The organism is Streptomyces sp. NPDC005423 (genome assembly GCF_040606415.1).
In the GTDB taxonomy this organism is placed as follows: domain Bacteria; phylum Actinomycetota; class Actinomycetes; order Streptomycetales; family Streptomycetaceae; genus Streptomyces.
In genome coordinates, this window is the sequence record NZ_JBEXET010000033.1 from 62170 (window position 1) to 85011 (window position 22842).

Annotated in this window: 23 protein-coding genes and 5 pseudogenes; 13 read left to right on the forward strand and 15 right to left on the reverse strand. The window is 68.8% G+C overall.

Annotated elements, in window-relative coordinates:
• Positions 1-29: 29 nt before the first annotated feature.
• From ABZT12_RS28300 to ABZT12_RS28310, 3 genes are read right to left on the reverse strand one after another with little or no spacing between them, the layout of a single operon-like run.
• The gene (locus tag ABZT12_RS28300; protein WP_356389721.1) at positions 30-1340 is read right to left on the reverse strand and encodes a tyrosine-type recombinase/integrase; all 1311 of its coding nucleotides are present in this window, start codon (positions 1338-1340) and stop codon (positions 30-32) included.
• Positions 1340-1528, reverse strand: a complete 189-nt coding sequence (locus ABZT12_RS28305) for a helix-turn-helix domain-containing protein (protein WP_356389722.1) — start codon at positions 1526-1528, stop codon at positions 1340-1342. Before ABZT12_RS28305 ends, ABZT12_RS28300 begins: the two co-directional genes overlap by 1 nt.
• Positions 1525-3258 carry a replication initiator gene (locus tag ABZT12_RS28310; protein ID WP_356389724.1) on the reverse strand — a complete coding sequence of 578 codons (1734 nt, stop codon included), beginning with the start codon at positions 3256-3258 and terminating at the stop codon, positions 1525-1527. Before ABZT12_RS28310 ends, ABZT12_RS28305 begins: the two co-directional genes overlap by 4 nt.
• Before the next feature lie 320 nt (positions 3259-3578).
• On the opposite strand from ABZT12_RS28310, the gene ABZT12_RS28315 reads away from it, so the two are divergent.
• The 5 genes from ABZT12_RS28315 to ABZT12_RS28335 all read left to right on the forward strand — a co-directional run bounded on the left by ABZT12_RS28315 (position 3579) and on the right by ABZT12_RS28335 (position 6159).
• Entirely contained in the window at positions 3579-4001 is a 423-nt protein-coding gene (locus tag ABZT12_RS28315) for a winged helix-turn-helix domain-containing protein (RefSeq protein WP_356389725.1), read from the forward strand.
• Positions 4002-4513: 512 nt separating this feature from the next.
• Positions 4514-4789, forward strand: coding sequence for a hypothetical protein (locus tag ABZT12_RS28320; protein ID WP_356389727.1), 276 nt, complete (start codon positions 4514-4516; stop codon positions 4787-4789).
• Positions 4786-5196 (forward strand): PIN domain-containing protein, encoded by a 411-nt coding sequence (locus ABZT12_RS28325; protein ID WP_356389729.1) that lies wholly within the window; start codon positions 4786-4788, stop codon positions 5194-5196. The genes ABZT12_RS28320 and ABZT12_RS28325 overlap by 4 nt, the downstream gene beginning before the upstream one ends.
• Positions 5197-5370: 174 nt before the next feature.
• Entirely contained in the window at positions 5371-5691 is a 321-nt protein-coding gene (locus ABZT12_RS28330) for a GIY-YIG nuclease family protein (RefSeq protein WP_356389761.1), read from the forward strand.
• Between the two features lie 12 nt (positions 5692-5703).
• A complete protein-coding gene (locus tag ABZT12_RS28335) occupies positions 5704-6159 on the forward strand; it encodes a DUF4240 domain-containing protein (RefSeq protein ID WP_356389730.1) in 456 nt (151 codons plus the stop codon).
• Positions 6160-6258: 99 nt separating this feature from the next.
• On the opposite strand, the pseudogene ABZT12_RS28340 reads toward ABZT12_RS28335, so the two are convergent.
• Together ABZT12_RS28340 and ABZT12_RS28345 are read right to left on the reverse strand one after the other, a co-directional pair.
• Positions 6259-6540, reverse strand: a pseudogene (locus ABZT12_RS28340) (tyrosine-type recombinase/integrase); the annotation flags it as partial.
• A 26-nt stretch (positions 6541-6566) separates the two neighbouring features.
• A pseudogene (locus ABZT12_RS28345) lies at positions 6567-6971 on the reverse strand (helix-turn-helix domain-containing protein); the annotation flags it as partial.
• A gap of 95 nt (positions 6972-7066) precedes the next feature.
• On the opposite strand from ABZT12_RS28345, the gene ABZT12_RS28350 reads away from it, so the two are divergent.
• The 3 genes and pseudogenes from ABZT12_RS28350 (at position 7067) to ABZT12_RS28360 (ending at position 11584) form a co-directional block, all read left to right on the forward strand.
• Positions 7067-8647, forward strand: coding sequence for an ISL3 family transposase (locus ABZT12_RS28350; protein WP_356389762.1), 1581 nt, complete (start codon positions 7067-7069; stop codon positions 8645-8647).
• Between the two features lie 114 nt (positions 8648-8761).
• A pseudogene (gene istB, locus ABZT12_RS28355) lies at positions 8762-9560 on the forward strand (IS21-like element helper ATPase IstB).
• A gap of 767 nt (positions 9561-10327) precedes the next feature.
• Positions 10328-11584, forward strand: coding sequence for an ISL3 family transposase (locus ABZT12_RS28360; protein WP_356389731.1), 1257 nt, complete (start codon positions 10328-10330; stop codon positions 11582-11584).
• Positions 11585-11633: 49 nt separating this feature from the next.
• Here the strand turns inward: ABZT12_RS28360 and ABZT12_RS28365 are convergent, their stop codons facing one another.
• The 3 genes from ABZT12_RS28365 to ABZT12_RS28375 all read right to left on the reverse strand — a co-directional run bounded on the left by ABZT12_RS28365 (position 11634) and on the right by ABZT12_RS28375 (position 14489).
• Entirely contained in the window at positions 11634-11828 is a 195-nt protein-coding gene (locus tag ABZT12_RS28365; RefSeq protein ID WP_356389733.1) for a hypothetical protein, read from the reverse strand.
• 164 nt (positions 11829-11992) lie between these two features.
• Positions 11993-13006, reverse strand: a complete 1014-nt coding sequence (locus ABZT12_RS28370) for an alpha/beta hydrolase (protein ID WP_356389735.1) — start codon at positions 13004-13006, stop codon at positions 11993-11995.
• 247 nt (positions 13007-13253) lie between these two features.
• Complete coding sequence (locus ABZT12_RS28375; protein WP_356389736.1) at positions 13254-14489, reverse strand: MFS transporter; 1236 nt, start codon at positions 14487-14489, stop codon at positions 13254-13256.
• Positions 14490-14644: 155 nt separating this feature from the next.
• On the opposite strand from ABZT12_RS28375, the gene ABZT12_RS28380 reads away from it, so the two are divergent.
• From ABZT12_RS28380 to ABZT12_RS28395, 4 genes and pseudogenes are all read left to right on the forward strand, one after another.
• Positions 14645-15298: a TetR/AcrR family transcriptional regulator gene (locus ABZT12_RS28380; protein ID WP_356389738.1), complete on the forward strand. Its 654-nt coding sequence runs from the start codon at positions 14645-14647 to the stop codon at positions 15296-15298.
• Positions 15299-15901: 603 nt separating this feature from the next.
• Positions 15902-16093 carry a transposase gene (locus ABZT12_RS28385; protein WP_356389764.1) on the forward strand — a complete coding sequence of 64 codons (192 nt, stop codon included), beginning with the start codon at positions 15902-15904 and terminating at the stop codon, positions 16091-16093.
• A 93-nt stretch (positions 16094-16186) separates the two neighbouring features.
• Entirely contained in the window at positions 16187-16612 is a 426-nt protein-coding gene (locus tag ABZT12_RS28390; RefSeq protein WP_356389740.1) for a hypothetical protein, read from the forward strand.
• 327 nt (positions 16613-16939) lie between these two features.
• A pseudogene (locus tag ABZT12_RS28395) lies at positions 16940-17092 on the forward strand (aminopeptidase); the annotation flags it as partial.
• Positions 17093-17143: 51 nt separating this feature from the next.
• Here ABZT12_RS28395 and ABZT12_RS28400 read toward each other — a convergent pair.
• Positions 17144-17980 carry a methyltransferase domain-containing protein gene (locus tag ABZT12_RS28400; RefSeq protein ID WP_356389742.1) on the reverse strand — a complete coding sequence of 279 codons (837 nt, stop codon included), beginning with the start codon at positions 17978-17980 and terminating at the stop codon, positions 17144-17146.
• Positions 17977-18135: a hypothetical protein gene (locus tag ABZT12_RS28405; protein ID WP_356389743.1), complete on the reverse strand. Its 159-nt coding sequence runs from the start codon at positions 18133-18135 to the stop codon at positions 17977-17979. Before ABZT12_RS28405 ends, ABZT12_RS28400 begins: the two co-directional genes overlap by 4 nt.
• Positions 18136-18477: 342 nt before the next feature.
• On the opposite strand from ABZT12_RS28405, the pseudogene ABZT12_RS28410 reads away from it, so the two are divergent.
• A pseudogene (locus ABZT12_RS28410) lies at positions 18478-19921 on the forward strand (transposase).
• Positions 19922-20036: 115 nt separating this feature from the next.
• Here the strand turns inward: ABZT12_RS28410 and ABZT12_RS28415 are convergent.
• The 5 genes from ABZT12_RS28415 to ABZT12_RS28435 form a co-directional block, all read right to left on the reverse strand.
• Positions 20037-20522, reverse strand: a complete 486-nt coding sequence (locus ABZT12_RS28415; RefSeq protein WP_356389745.1) for a DUF1801 domain-containing protein — start codon at positions 20520-20522, stop codon at positions 20037-20039.
• Positions 20523-20580: 58 nt separating this feature from the next.
• Positions 20581-21246, reverse strand: a complete 666-nt coding sequence (locus tag ABZT12_RS28420) for a glyoxalase (protein WP_356389747.1) — start codon at positions 21244-21246, stop codon at positions 20581-20583.
• A complete protein-coding gene (locus tag ABZT12_RS28425; RefSeq protein ID WP_356389749.1) occupies positions 21246-21767 on the reverse strand; it encodes an AraC family transcriptional regulator in 522 nt (173 codons plus the stop codon). Before ABZT12_RS28425 ends, ABZT12_RS28420 begins: the two co-directional genes overlap by 1 nt.
• A 308-nt stretch (positions 21768-22075) precedes the next feature.
• Positions 22076-22486, reverse strand: a complete 411-nt coding sequence (locus tag ABZT12_RS28430) for a VOC family protein (protein WP_356389751.1) — start codon at positions 22484-22486, stop codon at positions 22076-22078.
• Between the two features lie 10 nt (positions 22487-22496).
• The coding region (locus tag ABZT12_RS28435) for a transposase (RefSeq protein WP_356389753.1) at positions 22497-22842 on the reverse strand (346 nt) is incomplete at its 5' end.

Sequence of the window (22842 nt, forward strand, 5' to 3'; positions counted from 1 at the left end):
GGGCTTGACGGCAGTAGTTGACGGCAACGTCAGCGGACGGCGGCCCCGGCGAGGGGTGGTTCGTCGTCGCCGCCGTCGGGCCTGCCGGCGATCTGGGCAGGGTCGCGGAGGGCGTTGCTGAGGAGGTCGATGGCGTCGCGCTGGAGGCGGAGCCGGACGTGGGCGTAGACGGTGGCGGTGACGCCGATGTGGGCGTGCCCCAACAGCTCCTTGATCACGACGAGTTCCACTCCCTGCTCCAGGAGGAGGGTGGCCGCCGAGTGGCGGAGGTCGTGGAATCGGATGCGGCGGATCCTGGCCTGGCGGAGCATGGAGTTGAAGTGCCGGGTGAGCGTGGCCCCTTCGATCGGCGCGCCGTTGGGCCGGGTGAAGACGTAACCACTGATTTGCCAGTCTTTGCCCGCCGCTTCGCGTTCCTGACGCTGCCGGGAGCGATGCTGCTGGATGGAGTGCAGGCACGGCGTCGGCAGGGCGATGCGTCGTTCGGAGTTCTTGGTCTTGGTGGGGAGGGCGGTCAGGCCGCTGGAGTTGGTGCGTTGGAGGGTGCGGCGGATGCTGGCGGTTCCGCCGGCCAGGTCGAGGTCGTCCCAGCGCAGGCCGAGGAGTTCGCCCTTGCGGAGTCCGGTGTGCAAGGCGAGTTCGAACAACGGTTGCAACCGTTGACCGCTGGCGGCGGCCAGGAACTCGCGGGCTTCTTCGGCGGTGAGGGGTTCGAAGCGGCGGGGCCGGGGTGTGCCGTTGCGGACGTTGCGGGCGACGTTGCGCGGGATCTCCTCCTCGCGTACCGCGTGCTCCAGGGCGGACTTGAGCACCGAGTGGACGTAGGCCAGGGTCAGCGGTGAGAGCCGCTTGGAGCAGCACTCAGCAGCGGCGCAGCAGCGGGACTCCTCGCGGGCAGTGTCGAGGCCTCGGGTGCAGCACTGGCAGGTGGTGCGGAGCTGGTGGAGCCAGGTGCGGACGTCCTTGGCGGTGAGCTTGGCGAGCTTCTTCCGTCCGAGGCCGGGGATGAGGTAGAGCCGGGTGACGGCGGTGTAGCGGGTGTGGGTGTTCTCGCGGAGGTGGTGGACGGCGACGTTCTCCAGCCAGTACGTGAGGTACGCAGCGAGGCTGCCCTGGGCGGTGACGACGGGGACGCCGCGGTTGCTGGCGGCGATCTTCTCGGTCAGCTTGGCCAGCGCCTCCGTGCGTGAGCTGCCGTAGACGCGGATGCGTTTGCGGGTGTTGCCGGGGGCGAGGACGTATCCGGCTGCTTCCCAGCGGCTGTCCTTGCGCTGGTAGACGGTTCCGTCGCCGTTGGCTCGCACGCGGCGGGAGGCGGGGGTGTCTCGGGATGTGGTCATCAAGCGGCGTCCTGTTCGAGTCGGGTGTGGATGAAGTCGGCCAGCGCGGGGGTAGGGATGCGGCGGGCGCGGCCGAGGGTGATGGAGGCGAGTTGCCGGGTGCGGATGAGGTCGTAGACGGTGGTGCGGCCGAGTTGGAGGCGTTCCATGACCTGGGGGACGGTGAGGAGTTGCGTGCCGGCGGTCACGCGACGGCCCCCGCCCGGACAACACCGGTTTCGCGATCAGTGGAGTGACCGACTGGGTGACCGGCGCGGTCACCGGAGCGCTTCGAGCGCCGGGTTCGGGTCGGTTGCTCGGGTCGGGTCTGCCGTGTCGCGGCCAGGAGGTCGGCGAGGTGTTCGAGTTCGGGCAGGAGGCCGGTTCCGGCGTACTGCCAGTGGGAGACGACCAGCGTCGTGTCCGAGTCCACGCGCCGACCGGCGGTGTTGCGGTGACCGGGGCGGTGACCGTCGGCCAGGTTGGTGGAGTGTTCGGCGCGGGCACCGACCGGACTGCCGCCTGTCTGACCGGTCTGCGTCTCAGCCGACGTTGGGGCTGAGGTCTGGGTGTCGGGTCGGCGGGTTCGCCAGGCCGTGCGCTCGGCTCGGAGATGGGTGAGGGTGGTGGAGTAGTGGCGGGTGCGGGTGGAGAAGTGGCCTCGGAAGCCGAGCATGTGGGCCCATTGGCGCAGGCGAAGGTGGGCGTGCTGGGGCCTGGTCGCGAGGTGCCAGGCGGTGTGGATCACGCGGCGGGCGTGGTCGGTGATGTCGTGGGTGGCGAGTTCGGCGAGGAAGCGGAGTCGGCGGTCGAGGGTGCCGGTGGTGGTCTCGGCGCCTTTGGTGGCGTACTTGGCGATGTAGGCGGCGACGTGCCGATCGGTGACCGGGCCGCCGGTGAAGTCGGTGCCGCGGATCGCGCGGACGTCGATCTGTCGCCCGAACCGGAACACCAACCGCTCTGCCCGGTCTGAGTTTTGGGGCTGGGACGCGGGGATGTCCCCGGCGGGCTGCGGTTGCTTCGGCGGTTCACCCTCGTGGTGGACGCGGGTGCGTGTGGCGGCGGCGCGTACGGCGTGGTCGAGGAGCTGGGTGGTGGCCCAGGCGGGTGGGGTGCTGGTGGGGCCGGTGGGTCCGTCGAGTCGGATGACGGCGTGGAAGTGGACCTGGCCGCGTTTCTGGTACTCGGCGACCTTGGCGTAGGAGAGGGTGGCGTGGTGTCGCAGCGCGCTCTGGGTGAGGCCGACGGCCTTGGCGATCTCGCGGCGTAGGTGGGTGGTGAAGCGTGCCCACAGGGCTGGGGCGTGCGCGTTCCATAGCACCGCGCCCGCGTAGTCGTACGGTTTGGGGTCGAGCGGCGTGCCAAGGAGCGGGTCATCGTCCGAGTGGATGTGGCCGCAGTGGCAGCGGCCGGTGTCGGGCTGGTTGTGGACGGGCCCGAAGCCGGGCGCGGTGAGGGTGACGAACACGCGCGGGTGCGTGGCGACGCTGGTGGGGACGGTCTTGCCGCCGCGAAGTCCGGCGGCGATGAGTTGGTAGGTGTCGTAGCGGTAGACGGTGGAGCAGGCGGGGCAGCGGGTGGCGCGGCGGTTGCCGCAGCGGACCAAGAGTTCGCCCGCCGGGAGTTGGCCGGAGTCGAGGTGGTCGAGGATCTCGCCGGTCGCGCTGTCGAGGTGGGTGCAGTGCCCGGTGAGGCGGATCGGGCGCGCACACCCGCCGAGGGAGGTTATCTGCCGTGCGAGGGGTGCGAGTTGGCTGGTGGCGGCGAGCTTCGCCAGCTTGGCGGTGAGCCTGGCGCGGCGCTCCAGCGCCGACCGCCCTGCCGCCGTCGAGGCTGTGGCGGCGGCGCCTGTCGGGCAGATCGGCGTCGTGAACGCCGACGACGGACGCGAGGCGGCTGGAACGGGCGCGGGGTACGGGAGTTGAAGCTGTGCGGGCATGCGGAAATCGGCCTTTCGACGGGAACGCGGAAGGGGAGCGGTACGGGGCGACGTGGACAGGCCGAAGTGATCGGCTCACAGGGAAGGGGGCGCCTCGAAGTGGGGCGCGGGGGCCGGACCAGTGGGGGCTGGTCGGCGGGGCGCGGTGGTGATCACCGGCGGGTGCGTGACGTTAACATCGCCTCGGCGGCGCATTCAAGTGCATCCCTCCTGATTCCTTTCTTGTGGGGTGATGGGACGCGGGTAGTGTGGGGCCGGTTTCCCGGTTTGGACGGGCCGGATTCTGCTGGTAGAGGGCACAGAAGGCGGGGGTTGCAGGCGTGGTGGTGGGGCGGCGCGGGCGCAGGCCGGCGGGCAGCGGGGTGCAGCTGACGTTCGAGGTGATCGCCGAGACCCTGCGCGAGCGCATCCGCTCCGGCGGGCTGAAGCCGGGCGACGCGTTGCCGACGCAGGCCGTGCTGATGCGGGAGTTCGGGGCGGCGAGCCTGACTGTGCAGAAGGCCATGGCCCTGCTGAAGCAGGAGGAGTGGGCGGTCTCCCGCCCAGGCAAGGGAGCCTTCGTCGCCCACCACGACCACGGCGCTGATGACCTCGACGGCCCCGAGGCGACCGCGCCCGCCACCGGGACGACGGCCCGCGTCGAGGCGCTGGAACGGGCGCTGGCCGAGGCTGCCCAGCAGATTGCCGACCTTCGTGGCCGCGTCGAAGCCCTGGAGTCGGGTGGCGGCGAGCCGGGTCGCTGATCCGCCGTACGGGGGTGACCCGGGGGTGTGCGTTCAGATTTTCTCTACGAGGTTCAAGGCGGGCCCTGCCCGGCTGATCTGGGCGAACGTCGCCGACCGGCCGGAGTCGGGTTCCTGACGGAGCAAGTTGTCGCCCGCGACCGTCCTACGGCCGGATCGCAGGCACAGGGCCGACCAGGGGGCCGACCCTCACGCCCGCCGCCGGGCTCACCGAGGGCGGTGACCCGGCACCGCCTCCAGCGGGGAGCGCTACCCCCAGCAGCCCACCCTCTCGGCAGACCCCTCCCCACCCGGCCTCCGGGCTGCCGCACAGGCGGGAGGGCCAGCGCCGCCCCGACGCTCGAAGTCCCCCTCCCGGGCGAACGGGCCGCCGGGGGAAATACCGGACAGGACACACGCTGGGACAACGACCAAGTTCCTGGCAATCCTCGGGCGACTGCCCGCATGTCAGCAGGGGTGGACGTCTGCCGATCCAGCTGTCCGAGGCCGCGCGGCCGTCCTACACTGCTGGCGTGACCGCTGCATACGACTACGAGGACATGCACCACCTGGTGGACCGGCTCACCCCGACCCAGGTGCGACGCCTGCGCCTGCTCGTCACCCAGGATGAGGAACTGTCCCAGGTTGCCCAGTCGCTGCCGGCAGTCGACGCGAACGAGGGCGAGGAGTCGGTCCCGGCGGGGCTGCTGGCCCTGATCGGCAGTGTGAACGGCCCAGAGGATCTGGCTGAACGGCACGACGACTACATCCGTGAGCGGATGCGCGAGCGCTTCGGCGACTCGGCATGATCGCCACGGTCCTGGACACCGGACCCCTGGCTGCGGCGTTCAACGCGGCCGACAGGCGTCACCCGGAGTGCGCCTCCCTGCTGACGTCACTGACCGGCCGCCGTCTGCTGCCCAGCCCGGTCATGACCGAGGTCTGCTGGCTGCTGGAGCGCTGGCCCAAGGTCGAAGCGGCGTTCCTCAACGAGGTCGCACGGGGAACATTCGAGCTGGTGCACCTCACTCCCGCCGACCTGACGCGCATGGGCGAGCTGGTCCTCCAGTACGCCGACTTCCCGCTCGGCGGGGTCGACGCCTCGGTCATCGCGGTGGCCGAGCGCTTCGGCGTGGACCGGGTAGCCACCCTCGACCGGCGGCACTTCAGCGTCGTCAAGCCCGCCCACGTTCCCGCGCTGACACTCCTGCCGTAGGCCGACCAGCGGTCTGTATCTCTGACGGCAGCGCTGACGGCAACAACCACGGACGCCAGGGCACAGTCACGGACGCCAGCGGAGCACGAAACCGCCGATGACCTGCGAAAACGCAGGCAGGGAGGGGTCGCGTAGCACACGTACTATGTGCTGGCGGGGACGACTCCGGTTCTTGTGCATAACTGCAACAAGAACCAAGGGATTTACGAGTTCGAGGATCAGCTGAACCCCGGAAAGACGTATGTCGGCAAGACGAAGAACTTCAATAACCGCTTGCAGGATCACATCGACAGTGGGCGCCTGAAGAGTCGTGGAGATGCGACCTGCACGCACGTTTGCGGAACGAATGATGACCTGTTCGTTGCCGAACATCTTCGGATGGAAGAACTGCGCGGTCAGGGAGTCGATCTGTCGAATGACATTGCGTCGCCGGGCAAGAAAATCTTGGAGCAAAGGCAAGATGCCGAAAAATTCGAACAACTCGGACTCTGGTAGGAGCAGCTCGAAGTGACTGATTTCTGGAAGGTCATCGGCTCAAGCTCCGTCCAGGATGAGAGCGAGATTAACTCTGCCCTGGAGCGGATCTCTGGGCAGCTCAGCACGATGACGCCCGATGCCTTGACTCGATTTGTTGAGCGACTTCGGGAGTCGCTTTATCAGATCGACAGGAGGGAACTAGCGGAAGTTCCAGTGACGCTTGCCAACGGTTTGCAACTCCCGCAGACGAGCGACCACTTCCTTTACGCGCGATGCGCGTGCATCTTGGCAGGAGAGCGAGCGTACGGCGAAGTCCGGAGTTCTGGTCTGGGATTCGATCGATTCGTTGCGCCGTTTGCTCAGGAGGCTGAGGGGTTGCTCTACCTCGCGTCGGAGCAATACGAAAGGAAGACCGCCTCCAGGATGAACGTCGAGAGCTATTTCTCGATCGAGTCGAGGTCGAACATTCAGGGATGGGCAGACTGATCCCTGACGGAATTTGATTTGCCTGAGGACGTACTGAAGGCCCGGCGGAATGGTTCCGGCGGGCCTTCAGGGCTTTTTGACGGCAACGCTGACGGCAAGTCAGCGGACGACGGCTGCGGTGGGTGGGTCGCGGGGGCATCGTCGCCCTGGCCAAGGGCGTTGCCGAGGGTGTCGATGGCCTGGCGTAGGAGCCGGAGTCGTACGTGGGCGTAGACGCCGGCGGTGACGCCGATGTGGGCGTGGCCGAGAAGTTCCTTGATGACGACGAGGTCGACTCCCTGTTCCAGGAGCAGAGTGGCGGAGGTCGTGGAAGCGGATCGTCCGGAGCCCAGCCTTGTTGAGGAGGCGGCGGAAGCGGCGGGTGAGGTTGCCGGGGTCGACCAGCCGTGCCGATGCAACAGCCGCCACACCGTCGCTACCGACAGGCTCAGCCTCAGACGCCGGCGGATCACCGTCTGGACCCGGGCCAAAGTCCACCGCTCATCGTCGAAGCCGTGCGCTGACGGCCCCTTGCCGAGTTCCTCCTCGAGCACGGCGAACTGGGCGGCGGTGACGGTCGGAGAGTTGGCCGGGCCCGCAGAGCGCAGGGCCTCCATGCCGCCCTCGCGCCAGGCACGGCGCCAGCGTTCCACCGACCGCACGCTCACCCGCAGGTCCTTCGCGATCACCGCGGCCTTCTCGCCCGCCGTGAACCTCTCACCGGCCTGGAGCCGGATTTTCTCCCGAAACACCCGACGCTCAGCGGTCAGGCCCCCACCTGTCGGCGTACGACCTAAGCTGGCTCTGGCAAGATTTTCGTAGCCGGAGATCATCTTGGTGTGACGGTCGGCCCGTCCGCATAGCGGGTAGCCTGTGTCTGTGCTCAATTGAACTGACCAAGCTGTTACCCCAGTTGGCGGACGTGCTGGTGGAATCAGCGAATGCTTCTGGGCCTGTCGTCGTGGTTCAGGCTCGTACTAGATCGCATTCTCCGTCGGGGTGTACGGGGTGCGGCACGCTGAGCGAGTGGGTACACAGCCGCTACGTTCGGCACCTCAGGGAGGCCGCGCTGGGCGGCCGGCCGGTCCGCATCGACTTGAGTGTGCGTCGTCTGTACTGCGAGAACTCGGCCTGCGCGAAGGTGACGTTCGCCGAGCAGGTACCGGGGCTGACCGTGCGCTATCAGCGGCGCACTCCGCTGCTGCAGCACCTGGTCGAGTCGGTCGGCGTCGTACTGGCCGGCCGGGGCGGGGCGAGGATGCTGCGCATCCTCAACGTCACACTGTCTCGGTGCACCGTGCTCGCGCAGCTGATGCGGGTCCCGCTGCCGCCGCTGGTGACACCACGGGTGCTGGGCGTGGACGACTTCGCGCTCTACGGCGGCACCTACGGAACCCTCCTGGTCGACGCTGACACCCGACTCCCGCTCACACTCTGGGAGGGCAGAGACGCCGAACCGCTCAGCCGGTGGCTGCGCGAGAATCCAGGGGTGGAGATCGCCTGCCGCGACGGCTCGCTCGTCTATCGGCAGGGAATTACAGACGGTGCCCCCGACGCGGTGCAGGTCAGTGACCGTTTCCATCTGTGGCAGGGCCTGTCCCGCCGCGTTCAGGACATCGCTTCCGCCCACCGCGGGTGCCTGCCCGCAGCACTGCCGGCATCCGAGGAGCGCGAGCTGACACCAGCCGAGGAGTCCGCCGAAGACGCCGCGGCGAACACGCGGGCCGGGCGGCACGCCCGACGGCTGTTCGAGACCGTGCACACGCTCACCGACATGGGCCGGTCCTACAGTGCCGTGGCCCGGGAGGTCGGCCTGGACCGCAAGACCGTACGCAAGTACGCCCAGGCCCGCACCTGGCAGGAGGTCATGCGCCGGCCTCCCCGCAAGCCCTCCACCCTGGACCCCTACCTCGACTACCTGCAGCAACGCTGGGACGAGGGACAGCACAGTGCCAAGATCTTGCACCAGGAGCTCCACTCCAAGGGCTATCTTGGCCACTACCAGCGCGTGAAGATGGCCGTTGCACCTCTGCGGCGCGGCCTGCCCCTGGACGAACCGCGCGAGCGGCCTCCCTCCCCGCGCGAAGCCACACGCTGGATCATCACCGCTCCCGGCCGGCACGGACCACAGGCCGCCGAGCGCCTGGGCCGGCTGCTGGCGCACTGTCCGGAACTCCGCCACGCCCACGAACTGGTACGCCAGTTCGCCGCCATGCTCGAAGCCCGCGACGCCACACCACTGACAGGCTGGCTCGACCGGCTCGCCACCAGCGGACTCTCGCCCCTGGTCAGCACGGCCAGAGCACTCCGCGAAGACCAGCAAGCAGTCGTCCAGGGGATCGTCACCCCTTACAACTCCGGGGTCAACGAGGGCCGCATCACCGACGTGAAGCTCCAGAAAAGAATCATGGCGGGACGCGCCGGGGTCCCGCTCCTGCGCCACAGAGTCGTCCTGATAGCCCACCTCCGCCGCCGCTATGCGGACGGGCCGACCGTCACACCAAGATGATCTCCGGCTACGAAAATCTTGCCAGAGCCACGTTCACGTGTACGCCGACACCACTACGACCAACTGCTGCGACTGCGTCGGCCGGACCGCCCCACCACCTGAAGGAGAACAGCTGTGACCTTCCCCCGCCAGCGAGGAATCACCGAGCAAGCTGCCACTGCCGCGGTCGATCAGGCATGCAGGATGCTGCGGCTGCCCACTATCCGGTCCCAGTTCCCCGAGGTCGCCGCGACGGCCGAACGCGAACAGATGTCCTACCTCGGCTTCCTCTCGGAGCTCCTGCTGGCAGAGTGCGACGACCGGGGCCGCCGCCGCTCCGAACGGCGCATCAAGGCCGCCGGCTTCCCCCGCGACAAGTCCCTGCGAAAGTTCGACTTCGACGCCAACCCCAACATCGACGCGGCCATGATCCACACCCTCGCCAAGTGCGAATGGATCAAGAAGAGCCTGCCGCTCTGCCTGATCGGCGACTCCGGCACAGGCAAGTCCCACCTGCTGATTGCGCTCGGCACCGAAGCCGCGATGGCCGGCTACCGGGGTCAAGTACGTCCTGGCGACGAAGCTGGTCAACGAGCTCGTCGAGGCCGCCGACGAGAAGCAACTGACCAAGACCATCGCCCGCTACGGCCGCGTGGATCTTTTGTGCATCGACGAGCTCGGCTACATGGAACTCGACCGGCGCGGCGCCGAGCTCCTCTTTCAGGTTCTGACCGAGCGGAAGGAAAAGAACAGCGTGGCGATCGCCTCGAACGAGTCCTTCTCAGGCTGGACAAAGACGTTCACCGATCCGCGTCTTTGCGCGGCCATCGTCGACCGCCTCACCTTCGGCGGGAACATCATCGAGACCGGCACCGACTCCTACCGCCTCGCCTCCACCCGCGCCCGCGCCGAACAGCAAGCCGCCGCTGGCTGAGCGTCTGACCGTCGGAGCTTCCCTCAGCCTTGATCTTGGACACTGAAACGGTCTACCGTCGGCAGACCTACCGTCTTCCTAACTGGAAGTGTTCATGCCTCGCCGGTCACCGGGCGAGATCAGGGCTCAGCTCCCACGCCGGGCCAACCGAGTCAGGCATCGTCGGAGCCCCGTCATTCGAGGGCTGTCCGCATCCGCGAACAGGCAGATCGCACACTTCGAGCGCATCCATGGGCTCCCAGCCGGCGAGGTCGCACACGCGTTTCGTCGATGGAGTGCCACTGCCCGAAGGCCACGAAGGGATGTCACTCCCTTCTACGGATACGACGACACCGACCTGCGGAGCGGCTACTACCACGTCCGCACCCTGCTGGAGCTCACGCTCCGGCTTCTCCGCACGAAGGCACGACGCGAACTGCGTGCAGTCATCGCGCCCGTGGATGACCAGATCCTCCGGCGCACGGTCAACAATCCGTTCGAGGCCCCCGACCTTCCCTGGTGGAAGCGCCGAATCGAGCTCTGACCCACTTGACCGTCGGCCCTGCCGTTGCCGCGTGCTGCTACTTCTCATCGACATTCCGAGTCTCTTGAAGGTTCTGGCACAGATCTTGGGGAGCCGTCGCGGAGGGTGACGGCGTCGTTCGATTGCGAGGAGACGGTTCGAGTGAGACCGCGCACGCCGTGTCCTCCGACAATCAGAAGTGACGCTCCCTCAGGTCCCTGCCGGTCGGTGCTGCGATCGGCTGCGGACGGTGATGGTGCTGGTCATGCAGACCGACGCACCGTTCTGGGACTCGCTGGTGTTCGACGGGATCGACGATGTGGATGTCCAGGTGGTTACGGCCGCGTTCGGCACGGTCGAGGTGGTGGCGAGAGGCCGCGCGACTGGAGCGGCATGTCCGGGCTGCGATCGCTTTTCGGACCGGGTCCACGACCGCTACCAGCGCAGGCTGCAGGACCTGCCGCTCGCTGATCAGGGCTTTGTGATCCGGCTGACCGTCCGGCGGTTCATCTGCGGGTCGGCGGACTGCTCGCGCCGCACCTTCGCCGAGTCGTTCTCCCGACTGGCCGCCCCGTACGCACGGTTCACCACTCGGCTCAACCATGCCCTGGAGCAAGTGGGACTCGCCTTGGCCGGGAGGGCCGGCGCCCGGCTGGCTGCCTACTTGGGCTTCGGTGCGGGACGGATGATCTTGTTGCGCAGGGTCATGGCATTGCCTGATCCGCGGCTCAGTACGCCGCGGGTGCTGGGTGTGGACGACTTCGCGATCCGTCGCGGCCAGACGTACTCCACCGTCTTGACCAGCGTCGAAGACCATCGTGTGGTCGATGTGCTCCGGACACGTGAAGCCGGTCCCCTGGCCGCCTGGCTGACCTGCCACCCTGGCGTGGAGATCATCTGTCGGGACCGGGCCGGCGCCTACGCCGAGGGCGCCCGGCGCGGTGCTCCCGATGCCCTGCAGGTCGCTGACCGGTTTCATTTGTGGCAGGGCCTGGGCCGGGCTGTGGAGACCTGCGTCGCCGCCCACCGCGACTGCCTGCATGGTCCGTCGCCCGGCGGCGCACTGCCGGAGGCGATGAGTGCAGAGTCCCGTCGGCCGCGGGACGACAGCGAACCCCTCGGCCGGCGAGCCGAGCGCAAGAAGGCCGCACACGCCCTGGTCCACGAGATGCTCACCCAGGGCCACTCCCGCCGGGCGATCGCCCGGCACCTGGGCTGGGGCCTCAACACCGTGCTCCGGTACGCAAACGCCGCACGCTGGCAGGACACCATGCGCGAGAACCGGCCCCGCTCCAGCAGATTGGACCCGTACAAGCCCTACCTGGAGCGGCGATTCGCCGAGGGATGCACCAACATCACCCGCCTCCACGGTGAACTCCTCGCCGACAACGCGCCCGTCACCTACCAGATGGTTCGCGCCCACATCGCCACCCTGCGCACGGCTCCGGCTGGGGCGCCGCCCCGGCCGCCGACAGTGCGGCAGGTGACCGGCTGGATCACGCAGGTCAAAGGGATGGTGTGACCGGTTCTCGGGGTGCTCACGCTGGTCGTGGGCGGGAGTCCGCGGAGAATCATGCGACTCCTCCTGTGGTCCGGCCCGGCGTGTGCTGGGTGCCGGGTTGCTGGGTGTGCGGCGGCGGGGCCGTCGCCGGGGTGGGCTGCGGGCGGGGGCCGTGGGCGGCTTCGCGCGCCCGCCGGCTGTCCTGGAGCGTGGCGGCCACCTGCGCGGCGGCGGCTTCCAAGGTCTGGCGCGTCTGCTCCGCCACGTACCGCGACGGCCTGCGAGGCCGCCGCCGCGTTCGAGGAGTTCTGGCTCGACCTCCACCACGGCCTCAACCCCGATGCCGTCCCCGGCACCCGGGACCTGGTCGCCCACGTCGCCTGAGTTCGCGCGGCGCAGGCCCCGTTGGGGCCCGCGCCGCGTGCTGGATCAGCGCAGGAAACCGAGCAGCATCTTGGTCAGCTCGCGGGGCTTCTCCTCGGTTACCCAGTGGCCCGAGCCAGCAAGGACCTTGGTCTCGACGTCAGTGCCGTATTTGCTCCACTGTGCGCCGACTCCGGCCCCCAGCGCCTCACTGCCGCCGATGGCAAGGATGGGCATGTCCAACTTGCCCTTTGAGCTCAGCTGCTTGCTCTGGAGCACGTCCTGATCGAGGGATCGGTACATATTCATCCACGCCGTGAAGCGACCGGGCTCGCGGAGGAAGCGAGCGTAGTACTCGTACTCGGACGAGTTGAAGGCGTTCTTGACGCCGAGGTACTGGTCAATGAATCCCTTGACGAAGTCGTTCTCGTGTCCACGCACGAGCTGCTCGGCCAGCTTCTTCTGGAAGAAGCCGTGGTGCCACACGTACAGTCCTCCCCGAGGAGCCAGGGACGGGAAGGCGTAGATCGACTCATCGACGATCGGCCCCTCCATGACGACAGCACGGCTGACTTCGTCGCCCCACTTCGCCAGATACGGGTACGCCACCCACACGCCGACGTCGTGGGCCACCAGCTGCACGTTCTTGTTGAGGCCGAGCTGGGCAAGCAGCGTGTGCACGTCGTCGGCCAGCTGGATGGTGTCGTAGCCCTTCTTCGGGACGTCGGAGTCGCCGGTGCCTCGGAGGTCGACGGCGATCACCGTGTGCTCACGGGCCAGAGCCTCCATCTGAGGTCGCCATTCTTCCGACGTCTGAGGGAAGCCGTGCACGAGGACAACAGGGGAACCGCTGCCGGCACGCAGGTAGTGCATGCGGAAGCCGTTGACCTGGGCGGAGTGAGACATAACCCCGCCGTGGTCGCCCGCCTCTCTGACCGCCTTGGCCGACGTGGATCGGTCAACGGTGGTCGCCACCGAGTCGCGGCCCGTTGCCTCAGTCACGTCCGCCGTGGTGAAGAGCACCGTCGCCGCCGTAGCGAATGCGACGAGCGCTCCGATCATCCGATTCTTCTTGATCATTCTTCTCTCGTTCCGTTGATGGTTGCTCGCTCGTGCAGGCTGGGTGTTGCCTTGCATCGGGTGGCACCGGCCAGCGTGAGCGCGTGCTCAAGGCCGGCTTGCGCGGCTTGGGCCGCTCTGCTTGCCGGGTCTCTTGGTGGGCAGCGCTGTCGGTAAGGCGCTGGCAGCGCGTTGGGACCAGTAGCTGCCCGACCGTCGTTGCGGCGTCGCCGCCGGCTGATCGAACCGGGCCGTCTGGAGCGGTCTCTCAGGCCGCTGCCTTTTCGGTGGTCCGCAGCTGTTCGAGCGCTGAGGGCGTATCTGTGCGGGTGGCGCGGATCGCCGTGAGGGTGAGCAGCGGCACCAGGCCGAGTGCGACCATGAGCATGCCCACCAGGGCCGGCCCGGTCAGGCCCAGCGAGGAGTCCAGTGCGATGCCGGCGGTAAGGGAGCCGCCCGCGATGCCGACGTTGAACGCCGAGGCGGTCAGCGCGTAGGCGAGGGTGGGCGCGTTGTCCGCGAAGCGCACGGCCAGGGTGGTGGAGACCGGCGGTACCGACTGGCCGGCCAGGCCCATGAGTATCAGCAGTACGACGGTGGCCGCCGGGTGGGTGGACAGCGGGGTCTGCAGCAGGGCCAGGACCAGGAAGGCGATCAGGGCCGCACCGATCAGGGCGGCCAGTGGCGCGCGGTCGCCGAGGCGTCCGCCGATGTTCGTGCCGATCAGGGCGCCGATGCCGTAACCGACGAGGATCAGGGAGACGGCGCCGGTGGGGACGCCGGCCCGGTCGGTGAGCAGCGGTGCGATGTAGGAGTAGACGGCCATGACTCCGCCCAGCAGCAGTACGCCCGCGACCCAGGTGAGCCAGAAGCGCCCCGAGCGCAGCGCCGCGAATTGCGACCGTACGGAGGGTGCGCGGCCGGTGTGAGAGGCGGTGGGGATGAACCGGCCGATGATCAGGGCGACGACGCCGGCGAGGACGGCCAGGGCCCAGAACGCACCGCGCCAACCGATGTGGTTGCCGACCAGGGAGCCGATCGGGACGCCGATCACAGTGGCCAGGCCGATACCGCTGATGATCATGCCGGAAGCGCGGGCGCGGGCGTTGGGGGCGACGGCGGCGAGGGCCACGGCCCCGGCGACGGCCCAGAAGGTGCCGGTTGCGAACGCCGTGATCACGCGGGCGACCAGCACCAGCGCGAAGGAGGAGACGAGCGCGGCGAGCGCGTGACCGAGGGCGAAGACGACCAGCGCCAGTACCAGCGTGGACCTTTGGGGCAGCCTCAGGGTGGCGATCGCCATCGCGGGCGCCCCGACGATCATGCCGATGGCGAAGAACGTGATGAGCAGGCCGCCGCGGGAGACGCCGACCCCGAGATCGGCGGCCATCTCGGGCAGGATGCCGGCGACGATGAACTCGGTGGTGCCCATCAGGAACGTGCCGAGTGTCAGCAGCCAGACGACGAACGGCAGTCTGACGGTTGACTGCGCGGAAGAAGGCATGAGTGCGTGGCCCTTCAGGGAGGGACGGCACGAGCGGCATGAGCGGCTCGAACGGCGTGAACACCACAAACATCAGTACCGATCGGTACTGATCGATGCTGAAGGGGACCGTAGCACATCTGCATCGACCGGTACGGAAGAGGTAGGATCGCCCCATGGAGACGCGACAGAAGGCACCGCTCGGCCGGCCAAGGGGTTTCGACACCGAGGAAGCCCTGGAACGCGCCATGCGGGTCTTCTGGGAACAGGGCTACGAGGGCGCCAGCCTCACCGACCTGACCAACGCCATGGGCATCACCCGCACCAGCATGTACGCGGCCTTCGGCAACAAGGAGGCCCTGTTCCACAAGGCTCTGGAGCGCTACACCGAAGGCCCCGCCTCGTACGGAGCGCGGGCCTTGCAGGAGCCGACTGCCCGCCAGGTGGCCACCGCGTTCCTCACCGGCTCCGTCCGGGCCACCACCAGCCCCGGCTGCCCCACCGGATGCCTCGGGGTCCAAGGGTCCCTCGCTGCCGGCGACCCGGGCCGCAACGCCCGCGACACCCTCGCCGCCTGGCGGAACGAGTACACCTCCCAACTTTGCAACCGGCTCAAGCGTGCCGTCGAGGAATGCGACCTGCCCCCGGACGCCGATCCCGGACTACTCGCCCGCTACCTCATGACCGTGTCAAACGGCATCGCCGTTCAAGCCGCCAGCGGCGCCACTGAGGACGACCTCCAGCAGGTGGTCGACATGGCCCTGCGAAGCTGGCCAGCAGCCACGGACCCGACTCGGCGGGCCTGTCAAACGAGCGGGTCTGCTCCGTAGTCGGTGGTGACGGTCGACGCCTGGATGGCCCGGGCGCCATTGATCCGCAGGTCGATGGTGGGTATCGACAGGGACTCCCCAGTGCCACCGTCGACGACCTGACGATGGACTCCAAGGGCCGCGGAACACGGCCCTCGCCTTCTGCGGCCAGATCGACGTCGACGCCTGGTGGGCCGAGAACAGCGAGCACAGCCGCAACTGCTTGAGGGCCTTCCTCAACCGGGCCATGCAGAGCCGCCATTGCCGACGCTCCCTCTCCATTCCCGCGATGAAGGCCACCCGACGAGCCACGCTGGGCGAAGACGAACGCCTGGACGCCCTCGGCCGACTGCTGACCGACCCGGACATACCGAAGAACCTCCGCGTCGCCGTCGTCGTTCAACTGGACGTGGTCGGCGAGTTGGGCGAGCAGCTGACGGCTGGTTTCCGCGGGCAGCCATACTTGCTTCCCGCAGGTCCTCGCGAGCGTCCACATGATCCTGAAGAACAGCCCAAACTTCACCTCCGCACCCCCGTGAGGTTCCCCCTGCCGACCGGACAGCTTGATACTGGGACGGATGGTCCCGGAGGAAGCAGTCACAGGTAGTGCGCAGCAAGAGCAACATGAGTAAGCGGGACGCGGTCGCCTTGGCATTGTCCTCGGAGAAGACGGTCACGGAGGTCGCGAGGGATCTGGGCGTGAGTCCGGAAGGGCTGCGCGGGTGGGTGAAGCAGGCGAAGGTCGACCGCGGTGAGGGGCCCACCCGGCGGCTTCGGGCTCGGTCGGGAACAGCACCTGCGCCGGGTGGGCGGTGAGGCCCTGCACGACGTGGGATGCTCCTCGCCGACATCAGCGAGAGCAGCTGGCGTGCTGCGCTTGGACGCCGGACCGCCGACCAGAGCAGCCTCATGCCGCACTGGATCCCCCAGCTCCCCGGCGAGGCCGAGCACACCGCCACCCATGACGCCGAACTCGCAGGCGCCTGCGACTACCTCTGCGCCACCCTGCGCCGGATCCGGCTTGTCGACGCGCTCACCCGCGGGAGCGGTCACGTCCACCTGTTCACCACCCGCCACCACGGCGACCTCCACATGGTCGAGGTGTGCGAGGCCACCCCCACAGTCCTGCCGTTGTGGACCTCCCGGTCCCTGCCCCTGGCGCTGTGGCCCGCCGGTTCGATCCCCGCCCCGGGCCCGAGGGACCCGCGCACTGCTGTGCTCGACCTCCTCACCGAGATCGAACCCGCCCATGCCCCTTCCAGCGCCGCCGACCACCGCGCCGCCCGCGCCCTGTGCCACCTCACCGGCCTGAGCCCCGCCCCCGTCCTTGTCTAGGCCGCCGAGCACGTTCTCGACGTCGCCACCCACGTCCCCGCCGACCCCGCCCACGCCGGCTTGTACACCTGCGGTGGCTGGGCAGGCAGCTGCCGCACGTATCCCCAAGGCACCGTGCACGGCACAGACCCCTGCCTCCCGCCCGGCGCCGAGACCGTCACCGACCTCCCCGAGGACGCACTCCAGGGCGTCGGCAGGCACTTCTCCAGCCGATCCTCCGACACCTCGCGCACCGACCTCGTCAACGCCGGCCAGGAAGAACTCGTCCACCTGCTCGACTGGGCGCTCGCCGCCGCGACCTGCCCCATCAGCCGTCGGGACTGGAACGCGGACACGGAGTCGTACATCACCCCCGCCAACGACACCCCGCTGCGGCGCACCGACAAGGCCCGCCGTCACTGCCACTGGATCCTCGAGATCCATCTCGTCGACCGCGAACACGGCTTCGGCGGCTTCTACGAGGAGCTGCTCACCCTCTGATCCATGCTCGCGGCCCAGGAGGAGTACCCGTTCGCGAGCGGCCGGGGCAGGTCATCGCGGACCCTCCTCGACCTCCTCGGGCTTCCACCCCCAGACGGTGAGCATGCCGGCCGACAGCGCGGCGCAGTCGTCAGAGTCCAGGTACCGGACCGCCTCGTCGACGGCCGCGTCGTCGACCAGGCCGGTGGCGAGCATCGCCGCTCGGCTCCGCTCCCAAGTGTCCGCCCAGAAGCGGCTGATGGGACTGCCCGGCAGCAGCGGCGGCACATGGATCTCGGCGGCGACGGAGTCGAGCCCTGCCCCACGCAGCAGCTGCGGGTACGACGGCACCCAGGAGACGTCGGTGCCGATGGTGGCCCGCAGCGCTTGCCACATCGCCCGCATCACCGCGCTGTACGGCGTGTCGGGCGCCCGGTCGCTCGTCAGGTCGATGGCGTCACTGAGCACCAGCACACCGCCGGGCGCGACGAGTTCGGTAAGTGCGGTGATCAGGCGGTCGCGCTCGGCGAGGTGCATCAGCACGAAGCGGGCGTGCACGAGCCGGAACCGGCCGGGGACGGCGTCCGGCGCGCTGATGTCGGCCTGCATCACGTCGAGCCCGGGCACGGGCCGCGCGCAGAGGAAACGTACGTCGCGGTCCACCGCGAGCACGCTCGCCACCCCGGCCTCCTCCAGCAGCCTGCGGGAGACCGTGCCCGTGCCGGCGCCCACGTCGAGGCAGCGCCACCCCGGGCCGACCCCGAGAGCCCGCAACCGGGCCATCGTGATGTCGTCGTAGGCGAGGGCGCCGAAGTCGATGCGCTCGCCCTCGCCCGCCTGTTCGGGACGGAAGACGGCCTCGCCGTAGCGGCCGTCTCCCGGCGCGTCCCCGCGCGCGGCGGCGCTCACGTCGCGGTCGGCGTGACGCCGAGGGCGTCGCCCTCGATGAGTTCCAGCGCCCGGCAGGTAAGGACCTGATAGGCAAGGACCTGATAGGCAAGGGCCCGGTGGACAGGGGCCTTATAGGCAAGAGGCTGGAGCAGCGGGTCGTCGAACAGTTTCATGACCGGACCTCTTCACACGGTGGGGCGGTGCCGGGCGGCCCGTCCCGAGGCCGCCACCCACCCGATCCTCCACAGACGGCCTCCCGCAGAGCCGAGGCGCGCCGCGCCTGAGCCGATCGGACCTGGGGGCGCGCCGCGCCGTTGATCTCTGTTGGGCGGCGGTGTCCGCAGCTGCCATGTGGCCGAGGACGGCGCGTCGGGGCGGGTGATGCGCCCGACTGTCACATCCCCACGGCAGCCTTGTCACAGGGCCCCGCCGATATCCCACCGGCGTGGCCGTCGCCTTGCCCTTTTTCGCACCACCGTCTTGTGGCACCACCGTCCAGGGGGGACACGCAGCGGATGACCAGTGGCCTGGACCGGCTGTCCGCCGCGCTGGCCGACGGCTCGGCGGGCGGGGTGAAGGTCACCACCCGCAAGGGCGAGCCGTGGATCACCGTGCCGAAACTGGAACCGCTGGACGAACCCACCGGTCTGCAAGCCCTCAAGGAGGAGGTGATCCGCCGCTGGGGTGTCCTCGACCTCCTGGACGTGCTGAAGAACGCCGACTTCGCGACCGGCTTCACCGACGAATTCGCCTCGGTGGCCGCCTACGAGCGCATCGACCGCGCCACCCTCCAGCGCCGGCTCCTGCTCGCGCTCTTCGCACTGGGCACCAACATGGGCATCCGGGCCATCGTGGCGACCGGCGAGCACGGCGAGACCGAAGCCGCCCTGCGGCACGTGCGGCGGCATTTCATCACCGTCGACAACCTCCGGGCCGCCGTGACGAAGCTGGTGAATGCCACCTTCGCCGCCCGCGACACGGAATGGTGGGGCAGGGGCACCGCGTGCGCCTCGGACTCGAAGAAGTTCGGCTCCTGGTCCAGCAACTTCATGACCGAGTACCACGCCCGATACGGCGGCAAGCGTCATGATCTATTGGCACGTCGAGCGAAAGAACGTCTGCATCTACAGCCAGCTGAAGTCCTGTTCGTCGTCCGAGGCCGCGGCGATGATCGAGGGGCTGCTGCGGCACTGCACGGACGCTGAGATCGAGTCCAATTACGTCGATACCCACGGCGCTTCCGTGGTCGGGTTTGCCTTCACCGAGCTGCTGAACTTCCGTCTGCTGCCCCGGCTGAAGAACATTGGCAGCGTCCGCCTGTACCGCCCGGACGACACCCCTCCCGGCTGGCCGGCCCTCGGCGGCTCTCTCACCCGTCCGATCCGCTGGGAATTGATCGCCCAGCAGTACGACCAGATGGTCAAGTACGCCACCGCCCTGCGCCTGGGCACTACCGAGGCCGAACAGGTCTTGCGACGCTTCACCCGCGGCGGCCCCAAGCACCCCACCTACCAGGCCCTCGAAGAACTCGGCCGCGCCGTGCGCACCATCTTCGCCTGCGACTACCTCGCCAGCCCCGACCTGCGCCGCGAGAGCCACGGCGGCCTCCAGGTCGTAGAGAACTGGAACAGCGGGAACCCCGTCATCCACTACGGCAAGGACGGCGCCCTCACGGGCCCGGACAAGGAGCACGCCGAGACCTCGATGCTAGCCCTCCACTTGCTCCAGAACGGACTCGTCTACATCAACACCCTGTTGCTGCAACAAGTCCTCGCCGAACCGGCCTGGGCGAAGAAGCTCAGCGCGGAGGACCGGCGCGGGCTGACCGCCATGTTCTGGTCGAACATCAACCCGTACGGCACCTTCCATCTCGACATGGACAAGCGGCTCGACCTGGGGCTTTCGGTCAGTGTGCCCCGGCCACGCTCCCCCGAGTCCGCCTCAGCACTGCCGAGCTGAACGCGTCGGTGGAGGGCCAGAACTGACGTCGGCCGTGGCGACGCACCGCGTCTAGGCGCATGAACGTCTTCCACGGCTCGGTCACTTTCGCCGCCGGTCCCGCCCCCGGTCGGCCTCAGCCCTCTGCCTTCTTCACGAGGGCGCTGATGAGCTGTTCGTCGGCCGCGGTCAGCTCCTTCAGGGCGTAGGCGGTCGGCCACATCGCGCCCTCGTCGAGTGCCGCCTGGTCGCTGAAGCCGAGCGTGGCGTACCGCGACTTGAACTTCTCCGCGCTCTGGAAGTGGCAGACGACCTTGCCGTCCCTGGCGTACGCGGGCATCCCGTACCAGAGCTTGGGCGCGAGGTCGGGAGCGGCGGTCTTGACGATCTCGTGGATCCGCTCGGCGAGGACCCGGTCCGCTTCCTGCATCTCGGCGATCTTCGCGAGCACGTCCTGCTCCGCTGCCGCCTCCTTCTCCGCCCGGGACGAACCACGCCGCGCCGCCGTCTTCTTCTGCTCGCGTGCGTGCTCCTTCATCGCGGCCCGCTCCTCGGCGGTGAATCCGTCGTACTTCTCGGCGGTCGTGCCGGAGTTCTCGGCGGACGACTTCGTGGACGGCATAGCAGGTTTCCTCTCGTACAAGGTGAGACACGGCGGTGCGGAAGTACAGGATCGGAAGTCAGGACGGTGTGGGAGCGGGCGGCGCGGCGGCCTCCCAGGCGAAGCCGTCCGGGTCGGTGAAGGCGTCGGCGGTGCTGCCGAGGACGATGTGGTGCGAGCCGGTGCCGTCGGCGGGGACGCCGAGGTCCTTGGCCAGCGCGCGGCGCTTGTACAGCGCCAGCTTGACGGGGCTGGACTGACCGGGGGCGAACTCGGCGTACTTGCCGCCGAAGCTCTTGGCCACGGTCAGGCCCCGGTCGATGTAGAACTGCTCGGTGGCCTTCACGGCCTCGACGCCGAGCAGCAGGACCAGCTCGTCGATCTCGCGGGTGTCGGGGCCGGTGACCTTCTTCGCCGAGGTCGCGATCTTCCAGATCGTCCCGTCCGGGGCCTGGACGACGCCGCTGTAACCCCACAGCGACTTCGCGGCGGGCTTCAGGACCGTGGCGCCGGCGTCCACGGCGGCGCCGACGAAGCCGTCGACGGTGGCCGGCCCGGACACCGTGAGCCCCAGGGTGAAGCCGCGGAATCCGGTGGAGTGCGCCTCGGACGCCCGCAGGCTCAGGTACGTGTCCACGCCGAAGGCACTGTAGAAGCGGCGGGCGGCCTCGGGGTCGGCCACCTCAAGGGTGACGGACGCGAGGGACATGTGGGCTGCGGTGGAAGTGGTGGTTGCCATGACCATCACGCTAGGGGCTGCACGGCGGCCGGGGCTTCTCGATTCCTGACCGGTCTCGCCACTTGCTTGGCCACGCACGCGGGCATCCCCTCCACCGTGATCGCCGAGCCCCCGTCACGGGCCGTATCCGCGGCATCGGCAGGGTCGGACGCAGCATCTGCCGCCTGGCGCCGGAAGGCCCCGGGAGGCATGCCGACCAGCTCGGTGAAGCGGGTGGTGAACGTGCCCAGCGACGCGCAGCCGACCGCGAAGCAGACCTCGGTGACGCTGAGATCGCCCCGCCGCAGCATCGCCGTCGCCCGCTCGATGCGACGCGTCATCAGATACGCGTACGGCGACTCACCGTAGGCAACCCGGAACTGCCGACTCAGGTGCCCGGCGGACATGTGCACATCGCGAGCGAGCGCCTCCACGTTCAGCGGCTGCGCGTACTCCCTGTCGATCCGGTCGCGGACGCGGCGCAGCCGCGCGAGATCGTCCAGGCGCTGCGCCTGGACGCGTGCACGCCGCCATTCAGGCTTACACATGAAAACCCTCCCCTTTGTCGTTCATCTTCGAATGCCATCGACGTCTTCGAGCGTCTGGGGTGCCGGCCTCGGCGGACACCACAGACGCTCGGTGGTGTGGACCGGCCCGTCGGACTCGAAACCTGCCGGGCGAGCAACTGCCGGACAGCGGCGGGACGGAGTCCGGGCTCACGGCCGGTTCAACGAGGCTCCGGACGCGGCCCTGGCAAGCGGCCGGCAGGGCAGGCACGTCCGCTCTGGTGCGCCGCCGTGCTCCTTATGGGCGGTCGCGATGTCGGCCCGCACAGCCGCACCGATACCCGCAGGGCTCAGCGCAGCTCCTGGATGCGGACCAGGTTGCCCGCGGGGTCGCGGAAGGCGCAGTCGCGGATGCCGTACGGCTGCTCGGTCGGCTCCTGGACGACCTCGGTGTCACCGGCCTGTACCTTCTCGAACGTGGCGTCGAGGTCCGGGGTGGCCAGCAGGATCCAGCCGTAGGTGCCCTTGGCCATCATCTCGGTGATGGTGCGGCGCTCATCCTCCGTGATGCCGGGATCGGCGGCAGGTGGGGTCAGAAGGATCGACGTGCCAGGCTGACCGGCCGGGCCGACCGTGATCCAGCGCATCCTGCCTTGCCCGACATCGCTGCGGACCTCGAAGCCGAGGACGTCGCGGTAGAAGGCGAGCGACGCGTCCGGGTCGTCGTGCGGCAGAGCGGTCGTGTGAATGGTGATGTCCATGGCGAGCAGGCTAGACGCGACTCCGTGAGCTGCGCTTCTCGACTCCTGCTCGATCCGGACACGTCCGGACGTTCGCAGGCAGCGCACGCGCTTCCCGCGACAGCGCACCCGACGCCCTGTCAGCTGCCCTCCAGGGGCAACGGAGGCTTAGCGCCGGCCTTTCGTTCCGATGTATCGACGTTCCCTGACTTACGCTACGGGCAGCATCTTCCGAGTGTCGGCAAGCGTCGGGCCGCGTATCGAGAAATGACGCCCGCAGCAGGTGAACCACACACGTTTGCACCACAGTTCGCGGCCAGACCTCGCCGACCGCGTCGGGCAGCCCCTTCAGCCCGTCGCAGACCAGCATGAGGACG